Genomic DNA, 22,104 nt, shown 5'->3' on the forward strand with positions numbered 1-22,104 from the left:
TTTATAGTAATTAGATCATGATATTCTAAATACCCCTTTACCTGTACAGCCTCATTTACTCTCCACAAACAGAGTCCTCAGAGCTAAGCGAGAAACTCCCCTTTCTTCCACTGAGAAACAAACAACACACCAAGACCAATTCCGCGCATTGCCATAAAGCTCAGCATCGCTAACCACAGTGCATGGTTCTCTAAACCTGATGCTAAGTAGAAAATCACGAAGAAACTGCAGGTCGCAACAAACATACTATTGCGCATATCCTTGCCCTTGGTTGCTCCAACAAAAATACCATCCAACAAGAAGCACCACATAGACACCAATGGCATCGCAATCAGCCATGGCAGATACACCTCAGCTTGGCTCTTAACCTCTGGGATTGTGGTGATCATATTGATTAAACTCGAGCCAGCGAGTGCGAACGCTATGGTCAGTACCAAACAAATATTGAAGCTCCAGAAGAAAGTACCAATCAATGACTGGTTCAGTTCATCTTTGTCTTTCGCGCCTATCGCTTTACCTACCATCGCTTCCATTGCGTAGGCAAAGCCATCCATCCCATAAGAGATGATCATTAAGAAACTCATCAACACGGCATTGGCCGCAACAACATCATCGCCAAAGCTTGCGCCTTGGAAAGTCATGAAAGTGAAAGTCGCTTGTAGACACAATGAACGAAGAAAGATATCGCGATTCAATTTCACGAAACGACTCAAACCATGGCTGGTCTTCTTAAGTAGATCCCATGGCGATGGTAACTGTTTCTTTGCCCAGATTCGGTAAACACAAATCAAGCCAAATGTTAGACCGGCATAATCGGCCATTACAGATGCCAATGCTGCACCTTCCACCTGCCATCCTAAACCGATAACAAAAACGATATCCAAAACGATATTGGTGATATTAGTAATAATCACCATCCACATTGGCGCTTTGGCGTTTTGAGTCCCGAGCAACCAACCTAAAATAACAAAGTTAGTCAGCGCGGCAGGTGCACTCCAAGCGCGGATTGAGAAATATTGCTGACCATAATGCTTAACTTGATCACTGGCGCTACTCAATGAGAAAACTAAATCGGCGACTAGACTGTGTAAAAGCAAAAAGACACCAGCAAACCCTAAGGCCATGGTCACGCCTTGCACAAAGACTAGGCCAAGTTGCTTGCCATCGTTCGCACCATAAGATTGTGCGGCTAGCCCTGTTGTCGACATACGCAGGAAACCAAGCAACCAAAAGGTCACGCTGATCATTGTGCCGCCCAGCGCCACACCACCTAAATACCAAGAGTGCTCGAGGTGACCGATAACCGCCGCATCGACTAAGCCCAACAGTGGAACAGTAATATTAGAGAGAACCATCGGGATCGCGAGCAACAGCACTTTTTTATGCATCGCCTGATTGGATAGCGTTTGAAAAATAGTTTGGGGATTAAATAGCTTCACGATCACCTCTTAGATTAGAGGCGATAGTTTAACCTAGTGGGTGGGCTTTCACTATGTTGTGGAATTTTACTTATACCGGCTATGTACTCAGTTACTCGAAATACAGAACCGCCAGGGTTACCACTTAACGAGTACTAACTGCGGCGTTAAACGCTTTTTGACCTGAGAGATCTTACAAAGAAGTCGCTGCCACAATTTCCAACGATTGCATTGTTGGTCTAGGGGAGAAAACGCTTTTACCCATTGTGCCCATGGCAACCAATTAAGAACACTGTCTATTGGAGAAGATAGGCCATGCGCATACTTTCCTGAACCAAGTTTTTGCCCCAACGTACTTGAGCTTTTATCTCCAGCTAAGACTAAACACGCGTGTGCATGAGTAAAGTAGCGGCTCAAAGACTGAATGAAGTTCGCGGTCTGTTGTTCATTGCAGTCGAGCAGAGCATGTTCACACACCACCATCACCGAGGCTTGTTCTGGAATATTAAGTTCATCCAACCAAGTCAGATCGTCAACCGAACCACACTCCAAACGGTAGCGTTCATTCTTGTGGAACAGGCGTTGGCGCCAAACTAGATTTTCAGTTACATCCAATTCAACCCAATGACAGCGGCCATTATCTAAACGGTAGAAACGAGTATCGAGGCCTGCCCCAACATTGATAATCCAAGCATCTGGATTATGAGATAGAAATTGTTGAACTTGAGAGTCACAAAGCTGAGTCAATGTTGCGTAGAGAAGTTGTTGTTGGTCGAGTTCACCAGTAAGACATTCTGGTGCTAATTGGCAGCGCTTGCAGGCTTGAGCTGCGATAGGGTCATAGACTAGGCCGTCATCGGCAAGGCTTTCTCGGCTGCGAAACCAAAGATGTTGAACGAGGTTCGTCGGAACTTGGAATTCTTGATGTGTAGACCCTTGATCAAAAGAAGCCTTTTGAACAGAGGAGCGCGGCTTACGAGTAAGCGGCTTCATTTGAGGTTTGGTTGGGTTTGGCATCATCATCTTCCTTGTATCTCGACAAAGAAGATGATAATGAATATCAATTACAATAACAAGTTATTGAGAATAAATATCAATAAGCTGTTGTACTGACTACATCCAGTCGGTGTTGCGAATAATACCAACCGCAAGTCCTTCAATAGACAAGTGTTGAGATTCTAGATCGACATGGATTGGAGAAAACTCTTCATTTTCAGCATGTAACAGAACCGTTGAACCTTTACGTTCTAGGCGTTTTACCGTTACATCATCATCGACACGAGCCACGACAACCTGACCATCGCGGACATCTTGTGTTTTATGAACAGCTAATAAATCACCATCCATAATACCGATATCTTTCATACTTTCGCCATTTACACGAAGTAAGAAGTCAGCTTGTGGTTTAAACATGCCTGGATCAACTTGGTAATGCATTTCTACATGCTCTTGAGCCAAGATAGGCTCACCAGCGGCAACCTGACCGATTAATGGTAAACCTTGCTCTTCGTTTGCTGCATCTTCAAGCAAAATACGAATACCGCGAGACGCACCCGGGATAATCTCAATCGCTTCTTTACGAGCAAGAGCTTTCAAATGTTCTTCTGCAGCATTAGCAGAACGGAAGCCAAGTTCACGCGCGATTTCTGCTCGTGTCGGTGGCATACCGGAATCTTCGATCTTACCTTTGATAAGGTCAAAGACTTGTTGCTGGCGGGGCGTTAACGGCTTCATGATTCACCTGTCTTTTTATACAGTTGACTGTGAGTATATCCAGTAACTGAACAAAAGCAAAGCAATTGGTTGTTTTTAGTTCATTTTTAGCAAATTACAAAAACAAGATCTCGAGCCACACATAACCTGCGAGTGCCAAACAGATGAAAACCGCTGCCGAGCCGACATCTTTCGCCATCCCAGATAACTCATGATGCTCACTGCCGATTCGGTCGACAACCGCTTCAATCGCGGTATTGATTAGCTCGACAACCATCACCAATACCACCGATGAGATCATCAAGATTCGCTCAACTTGGCTTACATCTAGGTAAAATGCCAACGGAATAAGCACGGCTGCCATGAACACTTCTTGTCGAAATGCAGCCTCGTTTTTAAACGAACTCGTAATGCCTTGCCATGAAAAGCCTGCTGCTTTGATGATGCGTTTGAATCCGGTGTTTGATTTTTTGGTCATTTTTAACCCTATACTCAATCAGTCGATGAATGATTTTCCACAAACTTAACGGCAATATGACTATTTCCATTAAAAGGTTAGACCAGTTTCTGGTATTCTTGCATCGATTAAATTTACGCCTAGGCTTATCCCTATTTCACTCATAGGATTTATCCTTTTTATCAGAGAAATAGAGATACGCTTCAGCACATTGAAATAACTATTGAGGCAGTGAACCTATATGTCTTCTGGACAATCTTTTTCACGTTCATTAATGAAGCTACCTTTATCCGTATTGGTAAAGGGCACATCAATTCCTTCAAACCCTGTTGAGGATTTGAACATTGATTTGAGCAAACCGATTGTATACGCCTTACCGTTTCGCTCAAGTGTCGACATTCTTACATTGCAAAAACATGCACTTGAATTAGGCCTACCTGATCCGTTGAGCAAGCTTGAAATCAACGGCAAATCACTGCAACGCTACGTTTTCATTTCTTCTCGCAAAACTCTACTGCAAGACGATGATTATGTACCAAGCTCTTCAATTGAAGTGTTCTCTGAATTGCTTTCACTGCACGCTGACGACTCTGAACTCGATGTTCAAGTTATCCCTGCTACCGTTTTGTGGGGGCGCAAACCTGGTAAAGAGAATAATCATAAGCCTTACCTACAAGCAATGAACGGCTTAGAGAAATCAAAAGCGGTGTTGCTAGCCGGTCGTGACTGTCTGGTTCGTTTCAGCCCAGTGGTTTCTCTACGCTACATGGCTAATTCACATGGCACCGACAGCACCATCGCGCACAAACTGGCGCGCGTGGCACGTATTCACTTCTCTCGCCAAAAGCTTGCTGCATCAGGTCCTAACCTGCCAAGCCGCCAAGCTCTGTTTGATCGCCTATTAAAATCAGAAGCGATCAAGAAAGCGATTGAAGACGAAGCACAAGCAAAGAACATCTCGATCGAGAAAGCGAGCAAAGAAGCTCAAGACATCATGGACGAGATTGCTGCGAACTTCTCTTACTCGCTGATCAAGCGTGGTGAGAAGATTCTCGGTTGGCTGTGGAATAAGTTGTACCAAGGCCTGCATATCAGCAACGCTTCAACGGTTCGTAAGTTGGCTCAAGATGGTCACGAGATTGTTTACGTGCCTTGTCACCGTAGCCACATGGACTACTTACTGCTTTCTTATGTGCTTTACCACGAAGGCATGGTGCCTCCGCACATCGCTGCGGGTATCAACCTGAACTTCTTCCCTGCCGGTCCTATTTTCCGTCATGGTGGTGCGTTCTTTATTCGTCGTAGCTTTAAAGGCAACAAGCTGTACTCGACGATTTTCCGTGAATACCTAGCGGAATTGTTCGCTAAAGGTTACTCAGTAGAGTACTTCAGCGAAGGTGGTCGTTCTCGTACAGGTCGTCTGCTGCAAGCGAAAACGGGCATGCTAGCGATGACAATCCAAGCAATGCTGCGCGGCATGAACCGTCCGGTGACTTTGGTTCCTGTGTACATCGGCTACGAACACGTGATGGAAGTAGCGACTTACGCGAAAGAACTTCGAGGCAAGCGTAAAGAGAAAGAAAACGCGAGCTTAGTGATTCGTACCATTCGTAAGCTGCGTAACTTTGGTAAAGGCTACGTGAACTTCGGTGAGCCGATTCAGCTTAACCAATATCTGAATGAACACTCACCTGAGTGGACCAAAGACATCGACCCAATGGGTACCAGCAAACCACAATGGATGAATCCGGTGGTTAATGACTTGGCGACCAAAATGATGACGCACATTAACGATGCGGCAGCGACCAATGCACTGACCCTTTGTGCAACGGCACTATTGGCTTCAAGACAGCGCGCATTGTCTCGTGACTCTTTGGTTTCTCAGATCAATTGCTACCTGTCTCTGCTTAAGAACGTTCCATATTCGGCAACGTTCACTGTGCCAAAAGACAGCGCTGAAGATTTGGTAAAACATGCTGAGTCACTGAACAAGTTCTTGATTGAATCAGACTCAATGGGCGACATCATTTCGCTAGACCGTCACCAGTCCATTCTGATGACCTACTACCGAAACAACATCATTCACTTGTTTGCTCTGCCATCGTTAATTGCACAAATGACCATTCGTCAGCGTGGTTTATCGATTGACGCAATTCAAGAGAACGTTGCTGCTATCTACCCGTTCTTGAAGAAAGAGCTGTTCCTAAGCTACGACGAAGACAAGCTTGAAGGCGTGGTTTCTAACATCATTGAAGAGCTGGTTAACCAAGGTATGCTTGTGGTTTCTGATAACGAAGTCACCATCAACCAATCAAACAGCCAAGCACTGATGCTGTTAGGTCGTACGATTTCAGAGACGCTACAACGCTACTCTATTGCTCTGAACCTGTTGGCAGAGAATCCTGATCTGGATAAATCCGATCTTGAACAGAAGAGCCAAGACATTGCACAGCGACTTGGTCGTCTACAAGGCATCAATGCACCAGAGTTCTTCGATAAAGGCGTGTTTGCGTCGATGTTCGCCACTCTGAAACAACAGCAATACCTAGATAACGATGGTAACTGTGATTTAGACAAGACTCAGCAATTCGCTAAGCTTCTCTACTCAATGCTTTACCCAGAAGTACGTTTGACGATTCAAGAGAGTATACACCAAGCGGAGTAATCAACAGCTTGGATTCTCTTGAATAGCAAGACCGAACACGATCAAAAAAGGCACCCAATGGGTGCCTTTTTCTTTAGCATTCGTTAACGCGAAAAGCTGATGCTTACCAGAAGGTAATGAACAAGCCCGCTGTCACTGCCATTCCAACATAGTTGTTGTTTAGAAAGGCTTGGAAGCATAGGTCTCGATCACGGTGGCGCATTAGATGTTGTTGATACACAAACAAGCTTCCCGCTACCAACAATGCCCAATAGAAGGTATCTCCTAGTTGGTAATGCATGCCTAACGCAATCAGCATCGCTAGGGTGACGAGTTGCAAAGAGCCCACAATCAGTTTATCGAAGCGACCAAATAGAATCGCCGTCGATTTAATACCAATCTTCAAGTCATCATCTCGGTCAACCATCGCATATTGCGTGTCGTAAGCAATCGTCCACAACGCGTTAATCACGAAGATAAACCACACAATGCTTGGCAGATCATTGGTTTGTGCCGCCCAAGCCATTGGTATCGCCCAACTAAACGCTAAGCCAAGAAACAACTGTGGAAGATGAGTAAAACGCTTCATGAAAGGGTAAATGAACGCCAGACCCACACCAATAAATGAGAGCTTGATGGTCAGTGGATTCATGGTGAGTACCAGCAAGAATGAAACTACGGCTAGTACTAAAAAGAGCAGAATCGCTTCCTTACTGGAAACCAAACCTGAGGGTAATGGACGCTGCTTGGTACGTTTAACATGACCATCTACTTTACGATCAGCAAAGTCATTGATCACACAGCCAGCTGAACGCATCAACACTACGCCGAGTACGAAAACAACCAAGACATCAAAATCTGGCATACCTTGCGCGGCGATAATCAGCGACCACAAGGTCGGCCAAAGGAGTAACAGGGTACCAATCGGGCGATTCATTCGCGTTAATTGCCAATACGCCTTCGCTTTGGTGGCAAGCATTTACACACTCTCCTTAGAGTAAATGGGTGATGTTGGTAAAAACAGTTCAGCCACAAGCATCGGTTTATGGTTCATCCATAATCGAGAACGACGCGCGAGTAATCGCTCATCGCCTGCGATAACCCAACCGACTTGCAGCGCATCTCGCTCCACGTTCTCAGCACTGAAAACGGTCAAGCCAAGCGGGACATTACCTTGTTGAGAAAGGTCTGAGTGCTGATGATCTTCTAATGTGACTCGGGGAATCAAGGTTCGACCTAACACCCACGGTTCATCATCACCCTTTAAAATCACTTTACGCAGTAAGCAATCAAACGATGATAAAAGGTGTTCCTCGTCCTGTTGTAGCATTGAGCGTTCTACAACTTGATTATGAAGCAACTCAACAGACAGGTGCTGACAGCGCTTCCCCAACTTGCGGGAAAGAGAACCTTGCTCCATCAGCCACTCTTTGGTGGTTTCATTAGGAAAATCAAATGTTTCTGTACTTTGCCAATCTACATTCATTAACGAATTAAGATACAGCGATATTGGCTGATTCATACTAGTATTCAATAGGTGGCTTTACACGTACAATAAAGCTTCAACTTTCGAACAAAATTAAAGCGTTCTTCGAATTGTAAACGTATTTAGATTTAGACCGCTCATTGTAACAAGACTAATGCGTTTCGAATATCGCGAATAAACTAAAGAAAAGTCACAAATATGCACAAACGTTATGTAGCCCAAATATTTCTTGCGATTACCCTACTCTTTTCAGCATCAAGTTTCGCTGAAGAGGAGTCGGCAGCTAAACTCGCCTACTTCACGCTAGAGCCAGACCTGACCACCAATTTTTACACTAAAGGTAAAAAACTGGGCTACATTCAGGTTCGCCTCGACATCATGGTGGCAAATAGTAACGACTTGGCCGCTATTGAGCATCACCAACCACTGATTCGTGATGCAGTGATTGAATTACTTGGCAAACAAAACGAAGAAACCATTAAGTCTCTATCTGGCCGTGAAGACTTGAGAAAATCCTTAGTTGAGCACCTCAACAAGATTTTGCTTCCAGAGACAGGTAAAACCCTGATTGCTGATTTACTGTTTACCAAATACCTTTATCAGTAATGATGTAAAACGAATCCCAATAAAAAAGCGGCTCATCGGGCCGCTTTTTTTGTCTCTATCGTTTGGCTACTCATTAGAAGATATGAATTAGCTTCTTGCCGAGCTTGGTGCTTTCATCGCATCGATAAAGCCAATAATCACACCAGCGGCTAGGCCAGCTAAATGCGCCGTATTGGCGATAGCCATAAATGGCTGCATGTACCCAAGCACCAACCACACCAACATAAAGCCGACAATCTGTCTTGGGATGCCTAAACCAAGCTGTGGCGCCTTCGCACCAACTACCCATAAGTAACCAACCAAGGCATACACAACACCAGACAAACCACCGAAATTCGCCCCTTCAACCCAATACTGCCCAGCACCTGAAAGCGCAGAAGAGACAGCAAAGATCTGAAGTAGCTTGAAGCTGCCTAGCTTCTTCTCAATGTCTCCACCTAACTGCCACCACCACAAAATATTAAATGCGATGTGCATAACAGAGAAATGCAGAACGGCATGACTCAGCCAACGCCACAATTGCCATTGCTGTCCATCCACTGCAGGGAAATGCAGGGCATTGAAAATAGCTTGGCCAAAACCGATCTGTTGCAGCGCAAAAATCACCACACACACCAACATCAGGCTCAGTGTCACAGGGCCGGCTTTGGCTTTGATCATGCCCATGAAACTTGGCGTGTGATAATGGAAGTTGCTCTTTCTGGTCTCTGCCATGTCCCAAGACGCCGCTTGATAGCGCTTATGATTGGGTTCAGCCAGAAAACGATTCAGCTCAGCTTCGGTTTCAACCTGAAATTGGCCATCAAGAAGCCAAAGAGCAAAACGCCCTTCTCCCTCTGGAGACATCTGAATAGGGATCTGACGAGAGGCCATATAATCAATAAATGCTTGAGCAAGACGTGGATTGTCTAACACCATCAATCTAATCATTGTTACTTCCTATTCATTCTATGAGGGATGCTTGAAGCGGTTCAGGTGACGAAAGTAATTAACCTGCGATCACTGGAAGTTCAGCACGATGCCAAGCTTCGAAACCACCATCAACACTATATACCTCTTCAAAGCCTTGGTTCACTAAATATTGTGCTGCACCTTGGCTACTGATGCCGTGGTAGCACATCACTAAGATAGGTTGTTCGAACTCCACCTCATCCATGAATGACACCATCGTATCGTTAGTCAGGTGGTAGGCTGTTTTTGGGTGGGCAACCGCAAAAGACTGCGGGTCACGTATATCGACAAGTCGAGCTTCGCCTTGTTCGATGAGGGCTTGAGCGCCTTTAACATCGATATGTTTAAACTGGTCCATGACTTTCTCTTTTTATACTGATTTACTTTGCTGCCATTGTAACCTATCCCAAGGCTAACATTCACATCCACTTAATAAGGTTATCCACCAGCGATCACTTTTACACCATTTGTGGATAAATCTGTGAATTGCGTGAATAAAGTGTCTTTTAAAAAATAGATCCACAACATATAGTAATGATCCTGATCTAACTGTGGGTTAACTGAAACATATCCCCACTCGAAAAACCCCGCCAAAGCCTTACTACACCCTGCTTTTAGACAGCTGACGAATAAACTTCTCACAGAGTTATCCACAAAATCATTTTGCAAATTTCGATCGCAAAAGTTGAGAAATCGATCCAAAACAAAAAGGCCGAGATCTCTCGATCTCGGCCTTTTCAAAATTCAGCTATTTGTTAGCTCTACTAGAAAGTAGAAGCTAATAGAAACTAGATGCTATTAGAAATCACCAACGGCTTGTTTCAATTTCTTCATCGCATTCTTTTCTAACTGGCGAACACGCTCAGCTGAGATACTGTAGGTATCCGCTAAGTCTTGCAGGGTTGCCTTGTTGTCGTCTAACCAACGTGAGCGAACAATGTGTTGGCTACGCTCGTCTAAGCTTGCTAGTGCTAGCCCTAGGCGATTATTGGTGTGTGACTCCCAGTTAGCCGCTTCAACCGTCTCAGCAACGTCTGACGCTTTGTCTTCTAGGTAGTAAACTGGAGCAGTGTAAGCAGAACCGCCATCGTCATCGTCCATAGGCGCTTCAAACGTCGCATCTTGTGCCGCTAAGCGAGATTCCATCTCACGAACTTCTGAAGGCTCAACACCCAGTTCACGAGCAACCGTCTCAACTTCACCGTTATTGAACCAACCCAAACGCTTTTTAGACTTACGAAGGTTAAAAAACAGTTTACGCTGTGCCTTAGTGGTCGCAATTTTAACGATACGCCAGTTACGTAGAACGTATTCATGGATTTCAGCTTTGATCCAGTGAACAGCAAACGAGACGAGACGAACACCAACTTCTGGATTGAAGCGCTTAACAGCCTTCATCAAGCCGATGTTACCTTCTTGGACAAGATCAGCCATTGGCAGCCCGTAGCCAGAGTAGCCTCTTGCAACGTGCACCACGAATCGTAGGTGGGAAAGGATCAAGCCTTTCGCAGCGTCGATCTCACCTTTGTAATGTAATCGCTCTGCAAGTCCACGTTCCTCTTCAGGTGTCAGCATTGGGTAGCTGTTCGCTGAGCGGATATAGCTATCTAAACTATCTTGTGTGACTAAAGCCATTTGATACGCTTGGTTTGCCATTCGGTTCCTCATCAATCTCTGATCTGGAGTAATACATCTATTAAAACCCGACAATCTTGAACCTAAAATGAACAGGTTTCAAGGAGGGGGAAGTAATTATGCATAATCAATTCGTCTATACAAGGCAAAAACTGGTTAAGAAGTGCCTATTTTTCGTCTAAATATGACTCTATTCACCTAAACTGGTTCAATTTCTTTTAGGTGACGCTGTGCAGAAAGCTTCGCAGCCACACTACCAAGCAGGGTTCCGACGATCAAAAGCAGTAAAGATTCATCCCAACTCAGGCCAATTAAACGGAAGTGACTGTCGTATAACTGAGCCAAGTCATCCACTGCGCTGTTCAGTAATACGGTAATCAATGCCGTCATTATCCAAGCGCTAATCGAACCTAAAACGCCAAACCACATCCCAGCATAAAGGTATGGTCGAAGAATGTAGCTGTCGGTCGCACCAATCAGCTTCATGGTTTGAATCTCTTCTTTATGCGCCAACACATTAAATCGTAGTGTATTGCCGATAATCAGAAATACCGCGCCCAACATCAATACCGTTAAGGTAATCACGATGACCGCTGCTAATGCTTTGATCGCATCTAATCGCGCTAACCAATCTTCGTCTAGGCGAACATCGGTGACTAATTCTTGTTGTTTAACTGTGCCTGCCAGTTCTTTGATTAGGGTATCGCTGTGTACGCTTGGCGTAATCACCAGCACACCTGGCAGTGAGTAATCGTCGAGGATGGTTAGGGCGTCTTCAAAACCAGAATACTGGCTGAGGTCTGCAAGCCCCTGCTGCGGAGAAATGTACTCCACCAGCTCAACTTGATCCCAACTTTCGATTTCATCCTTAAGCACCATTACTCGTGGCTCAGGAATACCATCCTCTACATAAGCACTTATTTGTGACGGGCTAGTGACATCTTGCGCTACTTCACCGACATTTTTACCCAATAGGTACAAACAAGCAGGCATCGCCAACGCCATAGAGATCACCGCAAGGGTCAGCAAGTTGCCTAACGGACGCTGCCACATTTGCGAGAACGATGACTTGGCTTGTTTCCAGTGAACAACAAAGAAGCCGTCGCTTGAAGCGCGGTTTGCTGCTCGATTAGATTGAGGTTTCTTGATGCGCTTATTCGCGGCCATAGTCTTCAACCTCACTCAAAAATCCTTGGTTTAATTCAAGATGGCGGTACTGAGGGCGAGTGTTCACTAACCCGATATCGTGCGTCGCTAGGATGATCGTCACACCTGCGCGGTTGAATTCTTCAAATAATCGCAACACACGGTTAGATAATTCAGGGTCTAGATTACCGGTAGGCTCATCGGCTAAAAGCAGAGTTGGACGGTTAACCACAGCGCGAGCAATACCCACGCGTTGTTGTTCACCACCCGAAAGTTGGCTTGGCAAGCAACGGGCTTTATCTAATAAACCGGTTTTATCCAACGCAGCACTGACTCGGCGTTTTATTTCGTTTTCAGAAATAGATTCAATACGCATAGGCAGAGCGACGTTATCGAAAATCGAACGGTCCATCAGCAGGCGATGGTCTTGAAAAACAATCCCAATATTACGGCGTAAGAAAGGAATGTCTTTGGCTGGGATACGAGTGATATCGTGATCGTTGAACCAGACACGTCCATCGGTTGGACGCTCTATCGCGCAGATCAACTTCAGCAAGGTACTTTTACCAGCCCCAGAGTGCCCACCCAAAAAAGCCATCTCTCCACGTTTCAGGTGAAAGTCCACTTTTTGGAGCGCTTGTCTTCCACCTCGGTAGGCTTTACTCACTTGCTGAAATTTGATCACCGAAAATTCCTCTTACGATCACTAATATCAAATTTAAAAACGGTAGCAGATTAAGGATAAACCACTTTGCTACTCGCGTTACTCTTCGCGGCTAAATAGTGCTTCAATGAAGTCTTTAGATTCAAATGGACGCAGGTCATCGATACCTTCACCCACACCAATGTAGCGGATTGGGATCTGGAACTGGTCAGCAATTGAGAAAATGACACCACCTTTCGCCGTACCATCTAGCTTAGTCAGTGTAATACCCGTTACTGGAGCCACTTCACTGAACAGCTTCGCTTGGCTGATAGCATTCTGACCTGTACCTGCATCGAGCGTTAGCATGATTTCGTGTGGTGCAGAGTCATCAATCTTCTTCATTACACGAACGATCTTACGCAGCTCTTCCATCAGATTGCTCTTGTTCTGCAAACGACCTGCCGTATCGGCAATCACAACATCAACGCCACGTGCTTTCGCGGCTTCAATCGCATCGTAGATAACAGACGCACTGTCCGCACCCGTGTGCTGAGCGATAACTGGCACATCGTTACGCTGACCCCAAACCTGAAGCTGTTCAACGGCTGCTGCACGGAAGGTATCACCCGCTGCTAGCATCACTTTCTTGCCTTCATTTTGGAATTGTTTCGCCAACTTACCGATCGTAGTTGTCTTACCGACACCGTTCACACCCACCATTAAGATAACGTAAGGTGTTTTAGTAGTATCAACAACCAGTGGCTGTTCCACTTGGCTTAAGATATCTGCCATCTCTTCTTTGAGCAGACCATAAAGCGCTTCACCGTCTTTTAGGTCATTGCGAGATGCTTTTTCTGTCAAGTTTTCAATGATCTTAACCGTGGTATTCATACCCACGTCAGCGATCAGAAGTTGCTCTTCTAGCTCTTCAAACAGGTCATCATCGATTTGCTTGCCTTTGAACAGACCAAAGAAACCCGCACCGATGTTTGCTTTAGTGCGGCTTAGGCTGCGCTTGAGGCGAGCAAAGAAGCTTTCTGTTGGCTTTTCTTGAACTTCTTCAACCTTAGCTTGAGGAGCAACCACTTCTTCCTGTTCTGCTTCTGCTTCTGCTTCTGCTTCTGCTGCGACAGGTTGCTGCTCTTGTTGAGTCTCTTCAAGCGCTTGCTCAGATTCAACTGACTTAGATTCAGTTGGCTTAGCTTGTTCAGCTTCAGGCGCGACCTGTTCAGCCTCAACTTGTGATTCAACTTCAGTTTGATCTTCAACGTTTTCTACGTTCGCTTCATTCTGAGTTTTTGGGCTTTGTTCTTCTTCACCAAAACCAAGCCACGATAATAATCCGCGCTTCTTTTTTTCCGTCATCAGAGGAGTTTCCTAGATCTACTAATTAGCTGTATTGACTTAATACACGTCGACTCTTTGCTATTGTTATACAATACAAGCTTGTACAAACGAATAGTAAAGAAAAATGACAAAGCAGTGATAAGTTTGCTTTTAGCTTGATACACTTTGTCATTGCAAATTTATTTAATACACGAACCCACTTAAATTGGGCTCGGTATAGTATCACTTTATTAGCGGTCAAAAAATCTATGGTAAGACGTCGCCAGCAAAACACATCACAAAAAAAGCCATCCGGAGGCTTTGTTCGAATTATTAGTGGCTCATGGAGAGGTAGAAAGCTGCCTGTTCATGATTTAGAAGGATTACGCCCAACCATTGACCGAGTAAAAGAGACGCTCTTTAACTGGGTGGCTCAAGATATCCCACATTCAACTTGCTTGGATGTATTTGCCGGCTCTGGCGGTCTAGGTTTTGAAGCAGCTTCTCGCCAAGCAAAAATGGTGACACTGCTCGAAATGAATCAAAAGGCAGCCAAACAGCTTTCTGATAACGCGAAAGAGCTCAAAGCAGACAACATCAATGTCGTGAATACTGATGCAATCTCTTTCCTTAAGAAACCAGGCACTCCTTACGATATGGTTTTCCTTGATCCACCATTTCGTCAAGGCTTACTGGCAGAAACAGTACAACTGCTTGAGAGTAATGGTTGGCTTGCAGACAATGCCATCATTTACGTCGAGACAGAGAAAGAACTGAAACTCGAAGCTATGCCAGAAAACTGGGAATTGCATCGCGATAAGACCACCGGACAGTCAAGCTACCGACTGTTCAATCGAATCACTGAAGAATAGGAGTTATTGAATGAAGTTCTTGCTTCCACTAGCAAAAGCAGCCATCGCCTTTGTTTGGTTTATCTTAATCGTAAATATTTTCTACCCGTTTCCGGGTAATGCTGCGATTGCGCTTTATATCATGACAGCATTCTTGTTCTTCATGCACGGCCTGCAGATGCTGATTTTCATCGGTGCATTCGGCGATAAGATCGAGATGTCACGTTGGGAGAAGTGGTCAATATTGATTTTCGGTGTCTTCGCCTTACTCGATATCCGACGCAAACACATGATGTAATCGAGCTTAAGCCCAGATATAAAACGCTTAGCTACATAAAACATCATGACAGAAACAGTAGAGACAAAAACGCCGCTCATTTGAGCGGCGTTTTTTTATTCAGCAATGATATCGATGTTAGCCCATGTAGCCTTTCACACCATCGAGGAACATTTGCGTCGACAGCATAACCAACAACAAGCCCATCAAGCGTTCGATGGCTTTAAGACCTCTCTCTCCCAGCACTCGCAGGAAGAAGCCATTAAACATCAGAATAAAGAAGGTAGCGCCCCAAGCCAACATCACTGCCCCTGAAAGCTCTAACATATTGTCAGGGTGCTGTGTCGACAACAGAATCAATGCCGCAATCACTGAAGGGCCAGCAATCATTGGGATCGCCATCGGCACAATAAACGGTTCTTCACCCGCCGCGAGGCCAGTAATACTGCCCGCACTTGGGAAAATCATCTTAATCGCGATGATGAAGAGAATAATACCGCCAGAGATACTCAAGGTTTCAGGCTGCACGTGCAGGAAGTTCATGATGCTTTGACCAGCAAACAAGAACAACAGCAGGATAACCAGCGCAAACATCAGTTCACGAACAAGAACAATACGGCGACGCTTCGGATCAATATGCTTAAGGATAGAGAGCACGATTGGTAGATTGCCAAGCGGGTCCATAATAAGAAACAGCATGGTTGCTGCAGATAAAATTTCCATAAGTTTGTCTCGAAAAGCGTAAGTGCGCGGAGTATAGCAGCCTCAACATTGATTTTCGAACGCAGTAATAAAAGGATTAACTTATGTAATTAGAAGGGAATTTTGCGAGAGCAAATAGAAAGGCAGAAAGGAGAAAAGTAAAAAGAGAATTTAAAGAGTGAAGCCGAAACGTCGCATCCACTCTTCTTATCTATAAAAGCCAAAAGGCTCTAAAAACCAAGTCACTGGGAATCAGTGGTTACACACACGTTCGCGATTAGTGCAAAGCTTGTCATCAATAACCACGACCTTTTCCATCTTCAGGAAAAACTTCAGCAATCCATCTAAATCCAGACCGTTCAGCTTACACGTATGAAAACGCGCTTCTGCGCCATAAGTTTGAGCGAGTTCTTGCGTCAACTCTTCACGAGTCAGTGGCTTTTCACTCAGTAGGTTTAAAACGTTGTGTGCATGAATTTCGGTAGTCATAACTCTATCTCATGTTTAATGAAGTAGACGTAGAGTACCTTCTTTCATCTGAGCTGCCTTGATGTAGCTCAGAGTTAAGCGAGCTCTACCCTAAATTGTAAGGGAAGCAACAATGAGAGCGTGCGCCAGAAAGTAGCTGCCCGTCACCCAAAAGTAGGCACCCTTAATTGGGCTACGATAAAAATTTAGCGCGTACGCCAATGCTGAAAGCAGCAACACGACACAACCCGCAAAACCCACCGCATGCGACAGTTGAGGATCAAGCAACCAGAGCTCACCAGAAGCCCATGCAAGCTGAATAAGCACGATACCCATGATAACCACAGGAAAGACGAGTTTGTCTAAGCGAGGCAGAAGTAAGAAGAAAGCAACGACACAAGCCGCCAACAGCAGCGCGAACAACCACCAGACCATTTCTCCTGATAGCTGTAGCCAAAATGCTTTGCTGTAACAGAGCTGAGCCAGCAAGAAGCAAACAAAATGCAGAGGACGTTTTTGAGTAACAGCATGCAGGACATCTGCGATCGCAGAGACCGCCAACCCAGCAACGACCCAATAGGTAAAATCAGCAACGACAGATTGAGTTAAAGCAATGGTCGCTAATAATACATAGGTAAAAACCTTATACGATAAGGCCTGACCGATATGTCCATGTTTCGTTCCTGCTATTGCTCCGATACCAGACAAGGAAACCGCCAACCAACTCCACATACCATTTGCCCTATTGCTTTAAATCGTCGCCAGTCTAGGCACACGAGTGTTGATGTAAAGCCTCAGCGCCTCAAAATTGGATCTTGATTACGCTTCCACTAAAAAGAGTCTCTTTAGATTGAAGTCGTAACAATTACCACCATGACAATGGCCATTCGTTTAAAACTAGAACGAATCATCATAAAACCCATTCAAACTGGCACTAGAGTCGCCATACTTGAGTTTTGGCCAATTCTAACCTATCGGCCCCACCAAAATCGGCCTAATTCCGTCAAATACCACACTTAAAAAATTAAAATAACTATCTTTAAATCAAACAATAACAATAACTTAAACAAAGAAACTCAAGGTTAATAAGGAAATAAAAACGCCAACCAAGCCTAGACTTGTAAAGTAGTCAGTTTTCTTTTTTAAATCCCAGTTTTGTCAGGTTATTTCAAGCCCCCGGTAAAAACCGCCACAAAAACCAAGTCGAAAACTTAAAAAACCAACCAAAACAAACCTAGCCACCACCAGCGCCTATTAATACAGTTTAACAACCTTTAACAATATAAATTACACAAAACAACCATTACAAAACAACAAGTTAAATAAAATTGGAACAAACATAAATCACAACGAACAAAATAAGAACACACCATAAAACACAGTTAAACACTGCTAAACAAGCCAAAAACTCATAGTTTTCTACTACTTTTAAAGCTTTCGAAAGTAATTCTTGATCTAAAGCCATAAGTAGTGCTATTCTTTAAAACATAGCGAGAGACAACCAAATTTAGGAGTAGTGTTATGATTTCATCTTCGCAAAGACAAGGACTTGTAATGATCGCGGTAGTTGTAGGTCTAATGACACTACCGATGATGTACTAAGCAAGTTACAGATAAAAAAAGGGACGCCATGAGCGTCCCTTTTTTTGTTCAATTTTTTCACTTCGAAAACAGATGCAGTGTTAGCACATCCCAGTTCGCATAATAGAAACCTGCGGCAGCTAAAGTCATTGCCATCATCAGTAAGATCGCAACTCGCCAGATAAAACGACCACTACGTGGAGTCAGCTCCTTCTCGCAGTCGTTACACATCATGATGAACTTATGTTGGTCTTCCAACTTAGCCTCATGTTCATTGACTACCTTATTACGACACGTTGCGATATAGCGCAGCTTGCTCACCATATCGTGCGGTAGCCTTTCTTCACAGCTTGTTACAAGCTCATGCAATCCTTCGCCTTCGGCATGATATTGAAGCCTCAATAATTTCTCTATATTGCGAGTTCTTGTCACCACTTTTTCAATATCGGTCATCTTGGCCCTCCCACTCCACACTATAATTCTAGTCGAGCATTTCCCTATTCTTATACAAAATCACAGTTATTTACGAGAGAAAGAGACAATAAATAACAATGCTTTATCCCAAACTGGCCATTAAATGTGATGTCTGCCGAAAAATAATCAGCTTGGCTTACAACAGTTCACGAATAACGGCTTTAAACACATATCCCTATTGCCTGAAAGACTAGAATAACCATCACGACTACATGGAGGTTATATGCCTAATTCACTCTTTTTTGCCATCTTTGCTCTCGCTGCTCTAGCGGCTTGGGTATTTATTGGTTTCTATCGAAAACACTCGCAAGGTGAAAATGCGCCAGAGAAGAAAGTGAATGTCACGGTGTTAGACAAACAATCCATCGACCTTCCTGACGCAGAACCGGGCCAAGAAGATCAAGAGTACTGGATTTACGTTCAACGTGGTGTGGTTGGTCCGAAGCGAGAATTCCAAGTCGGCATCCACTATTTCCACGCCCTTAACCCTGGCGACAAAGGAACCTTAACCTACCAAGGCGATAAGTTCTTACACTTTGCGTTGAAGCGCTAAACGTCAGCCGCTTCAACTGTCTCCCCTAAGTAATCCATCAGAAAGCCTTAGTACTCACCGCTAAGGCAATAACCAACGTGTTTTCTCTGACTTAGACACCAACCAGCTCATCCATAACGCGCCAGCTCCGCTGATCACAATCCATAATGGAATAACCCATGCCGGATGTCCTTGGTACCAACCAAACTCTTTCATCGGCCACAAGAAAATCGGGTGCAGCAGGTAAATACCTAAGCTGTGCTTACTGATAAAGCCAACCACTTGGTTACTCTTCTCAGAAAGGCCTTCACCATAGTAACGGCATACCATGAACACCATGCTCGCGGCTAATACGGTATTCAACGTTTTGTAAGATAACCAGCGCCCTACCGTGTACTCTTCTGCCACCAAGCTTGCATCAACAACCATGTAAACCGTGGTTAGTAACGCTAGCCCACCCAGTAAAACACTCACGCCAACTGTCATCTTGTTAAGTGGCACAATCTTATACAGCAAGTAACCCAATGGTAAGTAACCGGTGTACAACCACAATTCGTGGCTCCAAGGGCCATCGATTTTCAGTAAGAACAATAACGTTGTGAACAACCATACCGCTGTAAAGGCATAGACCGATCTATCACCGTACTTTCTAACCATGATCTGCAAGAAAGGAATCACAAAGTAGAGCGGGATGAAGTAATAGAAGAAACCAAGGTGGTAATAAGTGTAATGATGGTAGCTATTCAGCAACACATCCCAACTGACGTCGGCATCAAAACCCATTGCCGACCAACCCGACAGATAGGTATAGAAAAGCGACCAGACAATGAAAGGTATCAGTACCTTGCCCAGACGACGCTTGAGGTAGTATTTGGCGTCAAACGGGCGCTGATCACTTAGCATCAGTGCGCCCGTAATCAAGATGAACACAGGTACTGCCCAGCGGCTGAAACCGTTTACCGTAATGGCAGTAAGCCATTCACCGAAAGGAATAGTGCCCAATTCATTGCGATAAGGCGCCAAAACATGAATCGCGATAACCGCTACGGCCGCGACACATCGTGCTAAATCAAAAAAGAGAATTCGCTGCTTCATGTAAATGCCTGATTAATATTCAATCATTCTACTATAGCAATAAAAAAGCTGACCGGAATAAATACCAAGTCAGCTTAGTGTTAAAGGAGATGCTTATCGCGAATTTAGCTGATACGACGCTAGCTTCTGCGACTTGAGCTCTCACAAATGAGGCTCATGTGGCTGAAGCTTATGCCGCTGAGATTTGCGGCACTTTCGGTAAACGCAAAGAGATCACCGTCGTTATCGCTAAGAATGCGAAGGAAACCCACAGACACGCAGACAAACCTGCCATTTGGAATACCAAGCCCGACAATATCGTGCCAATCAAACGGCCCATCGCGTTTGCCATGTAGTAGAAACCGACATCAAGAGAAACGCCATCACCTTTCGCATAACTCACAATCAAATATGAGTGAAGTGATGAGTTCACCGCAAAGATGGCACCAAATACCATCAAACCACCCACGATAACGAGCTCTGGTTGCCAACCAATCTGTACTGCATAAGCGATAGTAGCGGTCACGATAGCCAACGCACCAGCCCATAACAGCGCGGCATGGCCATCTGGCACCTTACCTTGAGCTTTACCAGTAATCTTCGGCGCTATGCCCTGTACAAAGCCATAAGCGATAGTCCAAGCAGCTAAGAAACCACCAACCCATGAGTGATCCCAACCAAACACACTGCCTAGGTAAATCGGCAAAGCAATCACAAACCACACATCACGAGCGCCAAACAGGAACATACGTGCTGCGGATAAGATGTTGATGGATTCAGACTTAGAGAAGATCTGTTTGAACTTAGGTTTAGTTTTCGCTTTACCCATGTCCGCTTCTAAGCTCAACACACTGCCAACGAAGACCAATGCCAACACGGTTGCCATCGCGAGCACGGCGTATTGGAAGCCAATCGTTGAAAGCAGCAAACCACCAATAAAGAAGCCAGCCCCTTTAAGCGCATTCTTAGATCCTGTCAGAATCGCAATCCACTTATAAAGCGCGCCCTGTTGTTCATCAGGAACCAGAGTCTTAATCGAACTCTTGGCACTCATCTTATTGAGGTCTTTAGCGATACCAGACAAAGCCTGCGCCGCCATGACCCAAGGAATGGTCAACATCGCCGTTGGTACCGCGAGCATACCCAAGGCGACAACCTGCATGCCTAACCCGATGTTCATGGTCTTATTGAGGCCAAGACGCGCCCCTAACCAGCCACCGATTAGGTTAGTCACCACACCAAAGAATTCATAGAAAAGGAACAGTGAGGCGATTTCTAACGAACTGTAACCAAGGTCGTAAAAATACAGAACCACCAGCATGCGAAGTGCACCATCAGTAATGGTGAAGTTCCAGTAGTTAAAAGTCACCAACATGTATTGGCGAACGCTCTTACTTAGATTTGAAAACATAACGCTATCTCTGCAATCTAAACAAAAAGAGCTTTTAGATCATAGGTGTCCAAAAGCTCTAATTCTTACTTTCCACTTAACTTATACTCAAAATAATTGGAGTTGCAGCTAGGCAACAAGCAAGTTCAGCCCTTTGAGCATAGGTGTTCTATGTGATTAGGGTGAACTTGCGCAGTTAACAACGCTGCAGGTTCAAGTATGAAGAGCTACGCAGAAGCTACGCCGTTGATATACTCAACCTGAATAGGCTTAGTAAATGCGCCGGGACGCAGTGCCTGCACCTCTTGAACAACCTTGCTCAAATCCCAGCCTTTTTCTAACAGTAGGTGAGCCGCGAACAAACCAGTGCGACCAGAGCCGCCCATGCAATGCATCGCAACCTTGCCGCCGTTATCAACGATATTATGTAGCTCAGGGCTAGCCGCTTGCCACTTCGCAGCAAAATCAGCACCCGGTGCACAGTCGTCTTCAATTTCGATCTGGAACCATTGCATGCCTAGCGCACGTGTTTTTTCGCCAAGTGCCGCCACGTCTTTGCTTGCAAGCTCATGGTCATCAAGTGCTGTCACGATAGCTTCAACGCCTTGCTCTTTTAGCTGAGCCAGTGATGCATCAAGCGTTGCTTCTTTTGTACCTGGGCATGGAGTAAGGATTAACGCACCTTGCTCTAAGTCTAGTTGCCATGTTGGATGTGTCATTGTGTAAT

The 22,104-nt window shown here is 44.9% G+C and carries 24 protein-coding genes; 5 read left to right on the forward strand and 19 right to left on the reverse strand.

Annotated elements, in window-relative coordinates:
• Positions 1 to 83: 83 nt before the first annotated feature.
• From dinF to AB6E85_RS22065, 4 genes are all read right to left on the reverse strand, one after another.
• On the reverse strand, positions 84 to 1,439 hold the full coding sequence (gene dinF / locus AB6E85_RS22050) for an MATE family efflux transporter DinF (RefSeq protein WP_372144306.1): 1,356 nt from the start codon (positions 1,437 to 1,439) through the stop codon (positions 84 to 86).
• Positions 1,440 to 1,556: 117 nt separating this feature from the next.
• A complete protein-coding gene (locus tag AB6E85_RS22055; protein WP_372144308.1) occupies positions 1,557 to 2,435 on the reverse strand; it encodes a class I SAM-dependent methyltransferase in 879 nt (292 codons plus the stop codon).
• Positions 2,436 to 2,531: 96 nt separating this feature from the next.
• Positions 2,532 to 3,152: a transcriptional repressor LexA gene (lexA, locus tag AB6E85_RS22060; protein ID WP_019820514.1), complete on the reverse strand. Its 621-nt coding sequence runs from the start codon at positions 3,150 to 3,152 to the stop codon at positions 2,532 to 2,534.
• Between the two features lie 94 nt (positions 3,153 to 3,246).
• The gene (locus tag AB6E85_RS22065) at positions 3,247 to 3,609 is read right to left on the reverse strand and encodes a diacylglycerol kinase (protein ID WP_048615036.1); all 363 of its coding nucleotides are present in this window, start codon (positions 3,607 to 3,609) and stop codon (positions 3,247 to 3,249) included.
• Between the two features lie 220 nt (positions 3,610 to 3,829).
• Between AB6E85_RS22065 and plsB the strand changes: the two genes are divergently transcribed.
• Complete coding sequence (plsB, locus tag AB6E85_RS22070) at positions 3,830 to 6,253, forward strand: glycerol-3-phosphate 1-O-acyltransferase PlsB (protein ID WP_372144310.1); 2,424 nt, start codon at positions 3,830 to 3,832, stop codon at positions 6,251 to 6,253.
• Between the two features lie 103 nt (positions 6,254 to 6,356).
• On the opposite strand, the gene ubiA is transcribed toward plsB, so the two are convergent.
• Together ubiA and AB6E85_RS22080 are read right to left on the reverse strand one after the other, a co-directional pair.
• On the reverse strand, positions 6,357 to 7,211 hold the full coding sequence (ubiA, locus tag AB6E85_RS22075; protein ID WP_050645419.1) for a 4-hydroxybenzoate octaprenyltransferase: 855 nt from the start codon (positions 7,209 to 7,211) through the stop codon (positions 6,357 to 6,359).
• Positions 7,212 to 7,754 (reverse strand): chorismate lyase, encoded by a 543-nt coding sequence (locus tag AB6E85_RS22080; RefSeq protein WP_197279040.1) that lies wholly within the window; start codon positions 7,752 to 7,754, stop codon positions 7,212 to 7,214.
• Between the two features lie 162 nt (positions 7,755 to 7,916).
• Between AB6E85_RS22080 and AB6E85_RS22085 the strand changes: the two genes are divergently transcribed.
• Positions 7,917 to 8,324 (forward strand): flagellar basal body-associated protein FliL, encoded by a 408-nt coding sequence (locus AB6E85_RS22085; protein WP_048610748.1) that lies wholly within the window; start codon positions 7,917 to 7,919, stop codon positions 8,322 to 8,324.
• An 87-nt stretch (positions 8,325 to 8,411) separates the two neighbouring features.
• Here the strand turns inward: AB6E85_RS22085 and glpG are convergent, their stop codons facing one another.
• The 6 genes from glpG to ftsY all read right to left on the reverse strand — a co-directional run bounded on the left by glpG (position 8,412) and on the right by ftsY (position 14,067).
• On the reverse strand, positions 8,412 to 9,254 hold the full coding sequence (gene glpG, locus AB6E85_RS22090) for a rhomboid family intramembrane serine protease GlpG (protein WP_061040012.1): 843 nt from the start codon (positions 9,252 to 9,254) through the stop codon (positions 8,412 to 8,414).
• A 58-nt stretch (positions 9,255 to 9,312) separates the two neighbouring features.
• A complete protein-coding gene (glpE, locus tag AB6E85_RS22095; protein ID WP_017061039.1) occupies positions 9,313 to 9,633 on the reverse strand; it encodes a thiosulfate sulfurtransferase GlpE in 321 nt (106 codons plus the stop codon).
• A gap of 440 nt (positions 9,634 to 10,073) precedes the next feature.
• Positions 10,074 to 10,931, reverse strand: coding sequence for an RNA polymerase sigma factor RpoH (gene rpoH / locus AB6E85_RS22100; protein WP_017055518.1), 858 nt, complete (start codon positions 10,929 to 10,931; stop codon positions 10,074 to 10,076).
• 177 nt (positions 10,932 to 11,108) lie between these two features.
• Complete coding sequence (gene ftsX, locus AB6E85_RS22105) at positions 11,109 to 12,077, reverse strand: permease-like cell division protein FtsX (RefSeq protein ID WP_372144323.1); 969 nt, start codon at positions 12,075 to 12,077, stop codon at positions 11,109 to 11,111.
• Positions 12,064 to 12,741 (reverse strand): cell division ATP-binding protein FtsE, encoded by a 678-nt coding sequence (gene ftsE, locus AB6E85_RS22110; protein WP_004736585.1) that lies wholly within the window; start codon positions 12,739 to 12,741, stop codon positions 12,064 to 12,066. The genes ftsX and ftsE overlap by 14 nt, the downstream gene beginning before the upstream one ends.
• A 78-nt stretch (positions 12,742 to 12,819) precedes the next feature.
• Positions 12,820 to 14,067, reverse strand: a complete 1,248-nt coding sequence (gene ftsY / locus AB6E85_RS22115) for a signal recognition particle-docking protein FtsY (RefSeq protein WP_372144313.1) — start codon at positions 14,065 to 14,067, stop codon at positions 12,820 to 12,822.
• Between the two features lie 230 nt (positions 14,068 to 14,297).
• On the opposite strand from ftsY, the gene rsmD reads away from it, so the two are divergent.
• Positions 14,298 to 14,900 carry a 16S rRNA (guanine(966)-N(2))-methyltransferase RsmD gene (gene rsmD / locus AB6E85_RS22120; protein WP_017066764.1) on the forward strand — a complete coding sequence of 201 codons (603 nt, stop codon included), beginning with the start codon at positions 14,298 to 14,300 and terminating at the stop codon, positions 14,898 to 14,900.
• Positions 14,901 to 14,910: 10 nt separating this feature from the next.
• Complete coding sequence (locus tag AB6E85_RS22125; RefSeq protein ID WP_016784000.1) at positions 14,911 to 15,177, forward strand: DUF1145 domain-containing protein; 267 nt, start codon at positions 14,911 to 14,913, stop codon at positions 15,175 to 15,177.
• 117 nt (positions 15,178 to 15,294) lie between these two features.
• Here the strand turns inward: AB6E85_RS22125 and AB6E85_RS22130 are convergent, their stop codons facing one another.
• From AB6E85_RS22130 to AB6E85_RS22145, 4 genes are all read right to left on the reverse strand, one after another.
• A complete protein-coding gene (locus AB6E85_RS22130; RefSeq protein WP_017063768.1) occupies positions 15,295 to 15,879 on the reverse strand; it encodes a YhgN family NAAT transporter in 585 nt (194 codons plus the stop codon).
• A 231-nt stretch (positions 15,880 to 16,110) separates the two neighbouring features.
• On the reverse strand, positions 16,111 to 16,347 hold the full coding sequence (locus AB6E85_RS22135) for a YecH family metal-binding protein (RefSeq protein ID WP_017061034.1): 237 nt from the start codon (positions 16,345 to 16,347) through the stop codon (positions 16,111 to 16,113).
• 90 nt (positions 16,348 to 16,437) lie between these two features.
• Entirely contained in the window at positions 16,438 to 17,058 is a 621-nt protein-coding gene (locus AB6E85_RS22140; RefSeq protein WP_048610755.1) for a lysoplasmalogenase, read from the reverse strand.
• Positions 17,059 to 17,985: 927 nt separating this feature from the next.
• Positions 17,986 to 18,360, reverse strand: a complete 375-nt coding sequence (locus AB6E85_RS22145; protein WP_004736595.1) for a hypothetical protein — start codon at positions 18,358 to 18,360, stop codon at positions 17,986 to 17,988.
• Positions 18,361 to 18,604: 244 nt separating this feature from the next.
• On the opposite strand from AB6E85_RS22145, the gene AB6E85_RS22150 reads away from it, so the two are divergent.
• Positions 18,605 to 18,934, forward strand: a complete 330-nt coding sequence (locus tag AB6E85_RS22150) for a DUF2500 domain-containing protein (protein ID WP_017061032.1) — start codon at positions 18,605 to 18,607, stop codon at positions 18,932 to 18,934.
• 60 nt (positions 18,935 to 18,994) lie between these two features.
• On the opposite strand, the gene AB6E85_RS22155 is transcribed toward AB6E85_RS22150, so the two are convergent.
• From AB6E85_RS22155 to AB6E85_RS22165, 3 genes are all read right to left on the reverse strand, one after another.
• Entirely contained in the window at positions 18,995 to 20,008 is a 1,014-nt protein-coding gene (locus tag AB6E85_RS22155) for an acyltransferase (protein ID WP_017061031.1), read from the reverse strand.
• A 169-nt stretch (positions 20,009 to 20,177) separates the two neighbouring features.
• Complete coding sequence (arsJ, locus tag AB6E85_RS22160; protein WP_372144314.1) at positions 20,178 to 21,398, reverse strand: organoarsenical effux MFS transporter ArsJ; 1,221 nt, start codon at positions 21,396 to 21,398, stop codon at positions 20,178 to 20,180.
• Positions 21,399 to 21,604: 206 nt separating this feature from the next.
• Positions 21,605 to 22,096 (reverse strand): cyclin-dependent kinase inhibitor 3 family protein, encoded by a 492-nt coding sequence (locus tag AB6E85_RS22165; RefSeq protein ID WP_048615023.1) that lies wholly within the window; start codon positions 22,094 to 22,096, stop codon positions 21,605 to 21,607.
• Between the last annotated feature and the right edge of the window lie 8 nt (positions 22,097 to 22,104).

Source organism: Vibrio sp. 10N.247.311.51 (assembly GCF_041467855.1).
Taxonomy (GTDB): Bacteria; Pseudomonadota; Gammaproteobacteria; order Enterobacterales; family Vibrionaceae; genus Vibrio; species Vibrio coralliirubri.

What these genes read in the sequence shown, in the direction of transcription:
- rsmD (WP_017066764.1), top strand. Translation starts at nt 14,298, where the DNA reads ATGGTAAGACGTCGCCAGCAAAACACATCACAAAAAAAGCCATCCGGA.
- AB6E85_RS22055 (WP_372144308.1), bottom strand. Translation starts at nt 2,435, where the DNA reads ATGCCAAACCCAACCAAACCTCAAATGAAGCCGCTTACTCGTAAGCCG.
- lexA (WP_019820514.1), bottom strand. Translation starts at nt 3,152, where the DNA reads ATGAAGCCGTTAACGCCCCGCCAGCAACAAGTCTTTGACCTTATCAAA.
- AB6E85_RS22130 (WP_017063768.1), bottom strand. Translation starts at nt 15,879, where the DNA reads ATGGAAATTTTATCTGCAGCAACCATGCTGTTTCTTATTATGGACCCG.
- AB6E85_RS22155 (WP_017061031.1), bottom strand. Translation starts at nt 20,008, where the DNA reads ATGAAGCAGCGAATTCTCTTTTTTGATTTAGCACGATGTGTCGCGGCC.
- AB6E85_RS22140 (WP_048610755.1), bottom strand. Translation starts at nt 17,058, where the DNA reads ATGTGGAGTTGGTTGGCGGTTTCCTTGTCTGGTATCGGAGCAATAGCA.
- plsB (WP_372144310.1), top strand. Translation starts at nt 3,830, where the DNA reads ATGTCTTCTGGACAATCTTTTTCACGTTCATTAATGAAGCTACCTTTA.
- AB6E85_RS22125 (WP_016784000.1), top strand. Translation starts at nt 14,911, where the DNA reads ATGAAGTTCTTGCTTCCACTAGCAAAAGCAGCCATCGCCTTTGTTTGG.
- AB6E85_RS22145 (WP_004736595.1), bottom strand. Translation starts at nt 18,360, where the DNA reads ATGACCGATATTGAAAAAGTGGTGACAAGAACTCGCAATATAGAGAAA.
- AB6E85_RS22135 (WP_017061034.1), bottom strand. Translation starts at nt 16,347, where the DNA reads ATGACTACCGAAATTCATGCACACAACGTTTTAAACCTACTGAGTGAA.
- AB6E85_RS22065 (WP_048615036.1), bottom strand. Translation starts at nt 3,609, where the DNA reads ATGACCAAAAAATCAAACACCGGATTCAAACGCATCATCAAAGCAGCA.
- ubiA (WP_050645419.1), bottom strand. Translation starts at nt 7,211, where the DNA reads ATGCTTGCCACCAAAGCGAAGGCGTATTGGCAATTAACGCGAATGAAT.
- AB6E85_RS22165 (WP_048615023.1), bottom strand. Translation starts at nt 22,096, where the DNA reads ATGACACATCCAACATGGCAACTAGACTTAGAGCAAGGTGCGTTAATC.
- AB6E85_RS22080 (WP_197279040.1), bottom strand. Translation starts at nt 7,754, where the DNA reads ATGAATCAGCCAATATCGCTGTATCTTAATTCGTTAATGAATGTAGAT.
- glpG (WP_061040012.1), bottom strand. Translation starts at nt 9,254, where the DNA reads ATGATTAGATTGATGGTGTTAGACAATCCACGTCTTGCTCAAGCATTT.
- AB6E85_RS22150 (WP_017061032.1), top strand. Translation starts at nt 18,605, where the DNA reads ATGCCTAATTCACTCTTTTTTGCCATCTTTGCTCTCGCTGCTCTAGCG.
- rpoH (WP_017055518.1), bottom strand. Translation starts at nt 10,931, where the DNA reads ATGGCAAACCAAGCGTATCAAATGGCTTTAGTCACACAAGATAGTTTA.
- glpE (WP_017061039.1), bottom strand. Translation starts at nt 9,633, where the DNA reads ATGGACCAGTTTAAACATATCGATGTTAAAGGCGCTCAAGCCCTCATC.
- ftsX (WP_372144323.1), bottom strand. Translation starts at nt 12,077, where the DNA reads ATGGCCGCGAATAAGCGCATCAAGAAACCTCAATCTAATCGAGCAGCA.
- ftsY (WP_372144313.1), bottom strand. Translation starts at nt 14,067, where the DNA reads ATGACGGAAAAAAAGAAGCGCGGATTATTATCGTGGCTTGGTTTTGGT.
- AB6E85_RS22085 (WP_048610748.1), top strand. Translation starts at nt 7,917, where the DNA reads ATGCACAAACGTTATGTAGCCCAAATATTTCTTGCGATTACCCTACTC.
- arsJ (WP_372144314.1), bottom strand. Translation starts at nt 21,398, where the DNA reads ATGTTTTCAAATCTAAGTAAGAGCGTTCGCCAATACATGTTGGTGACT.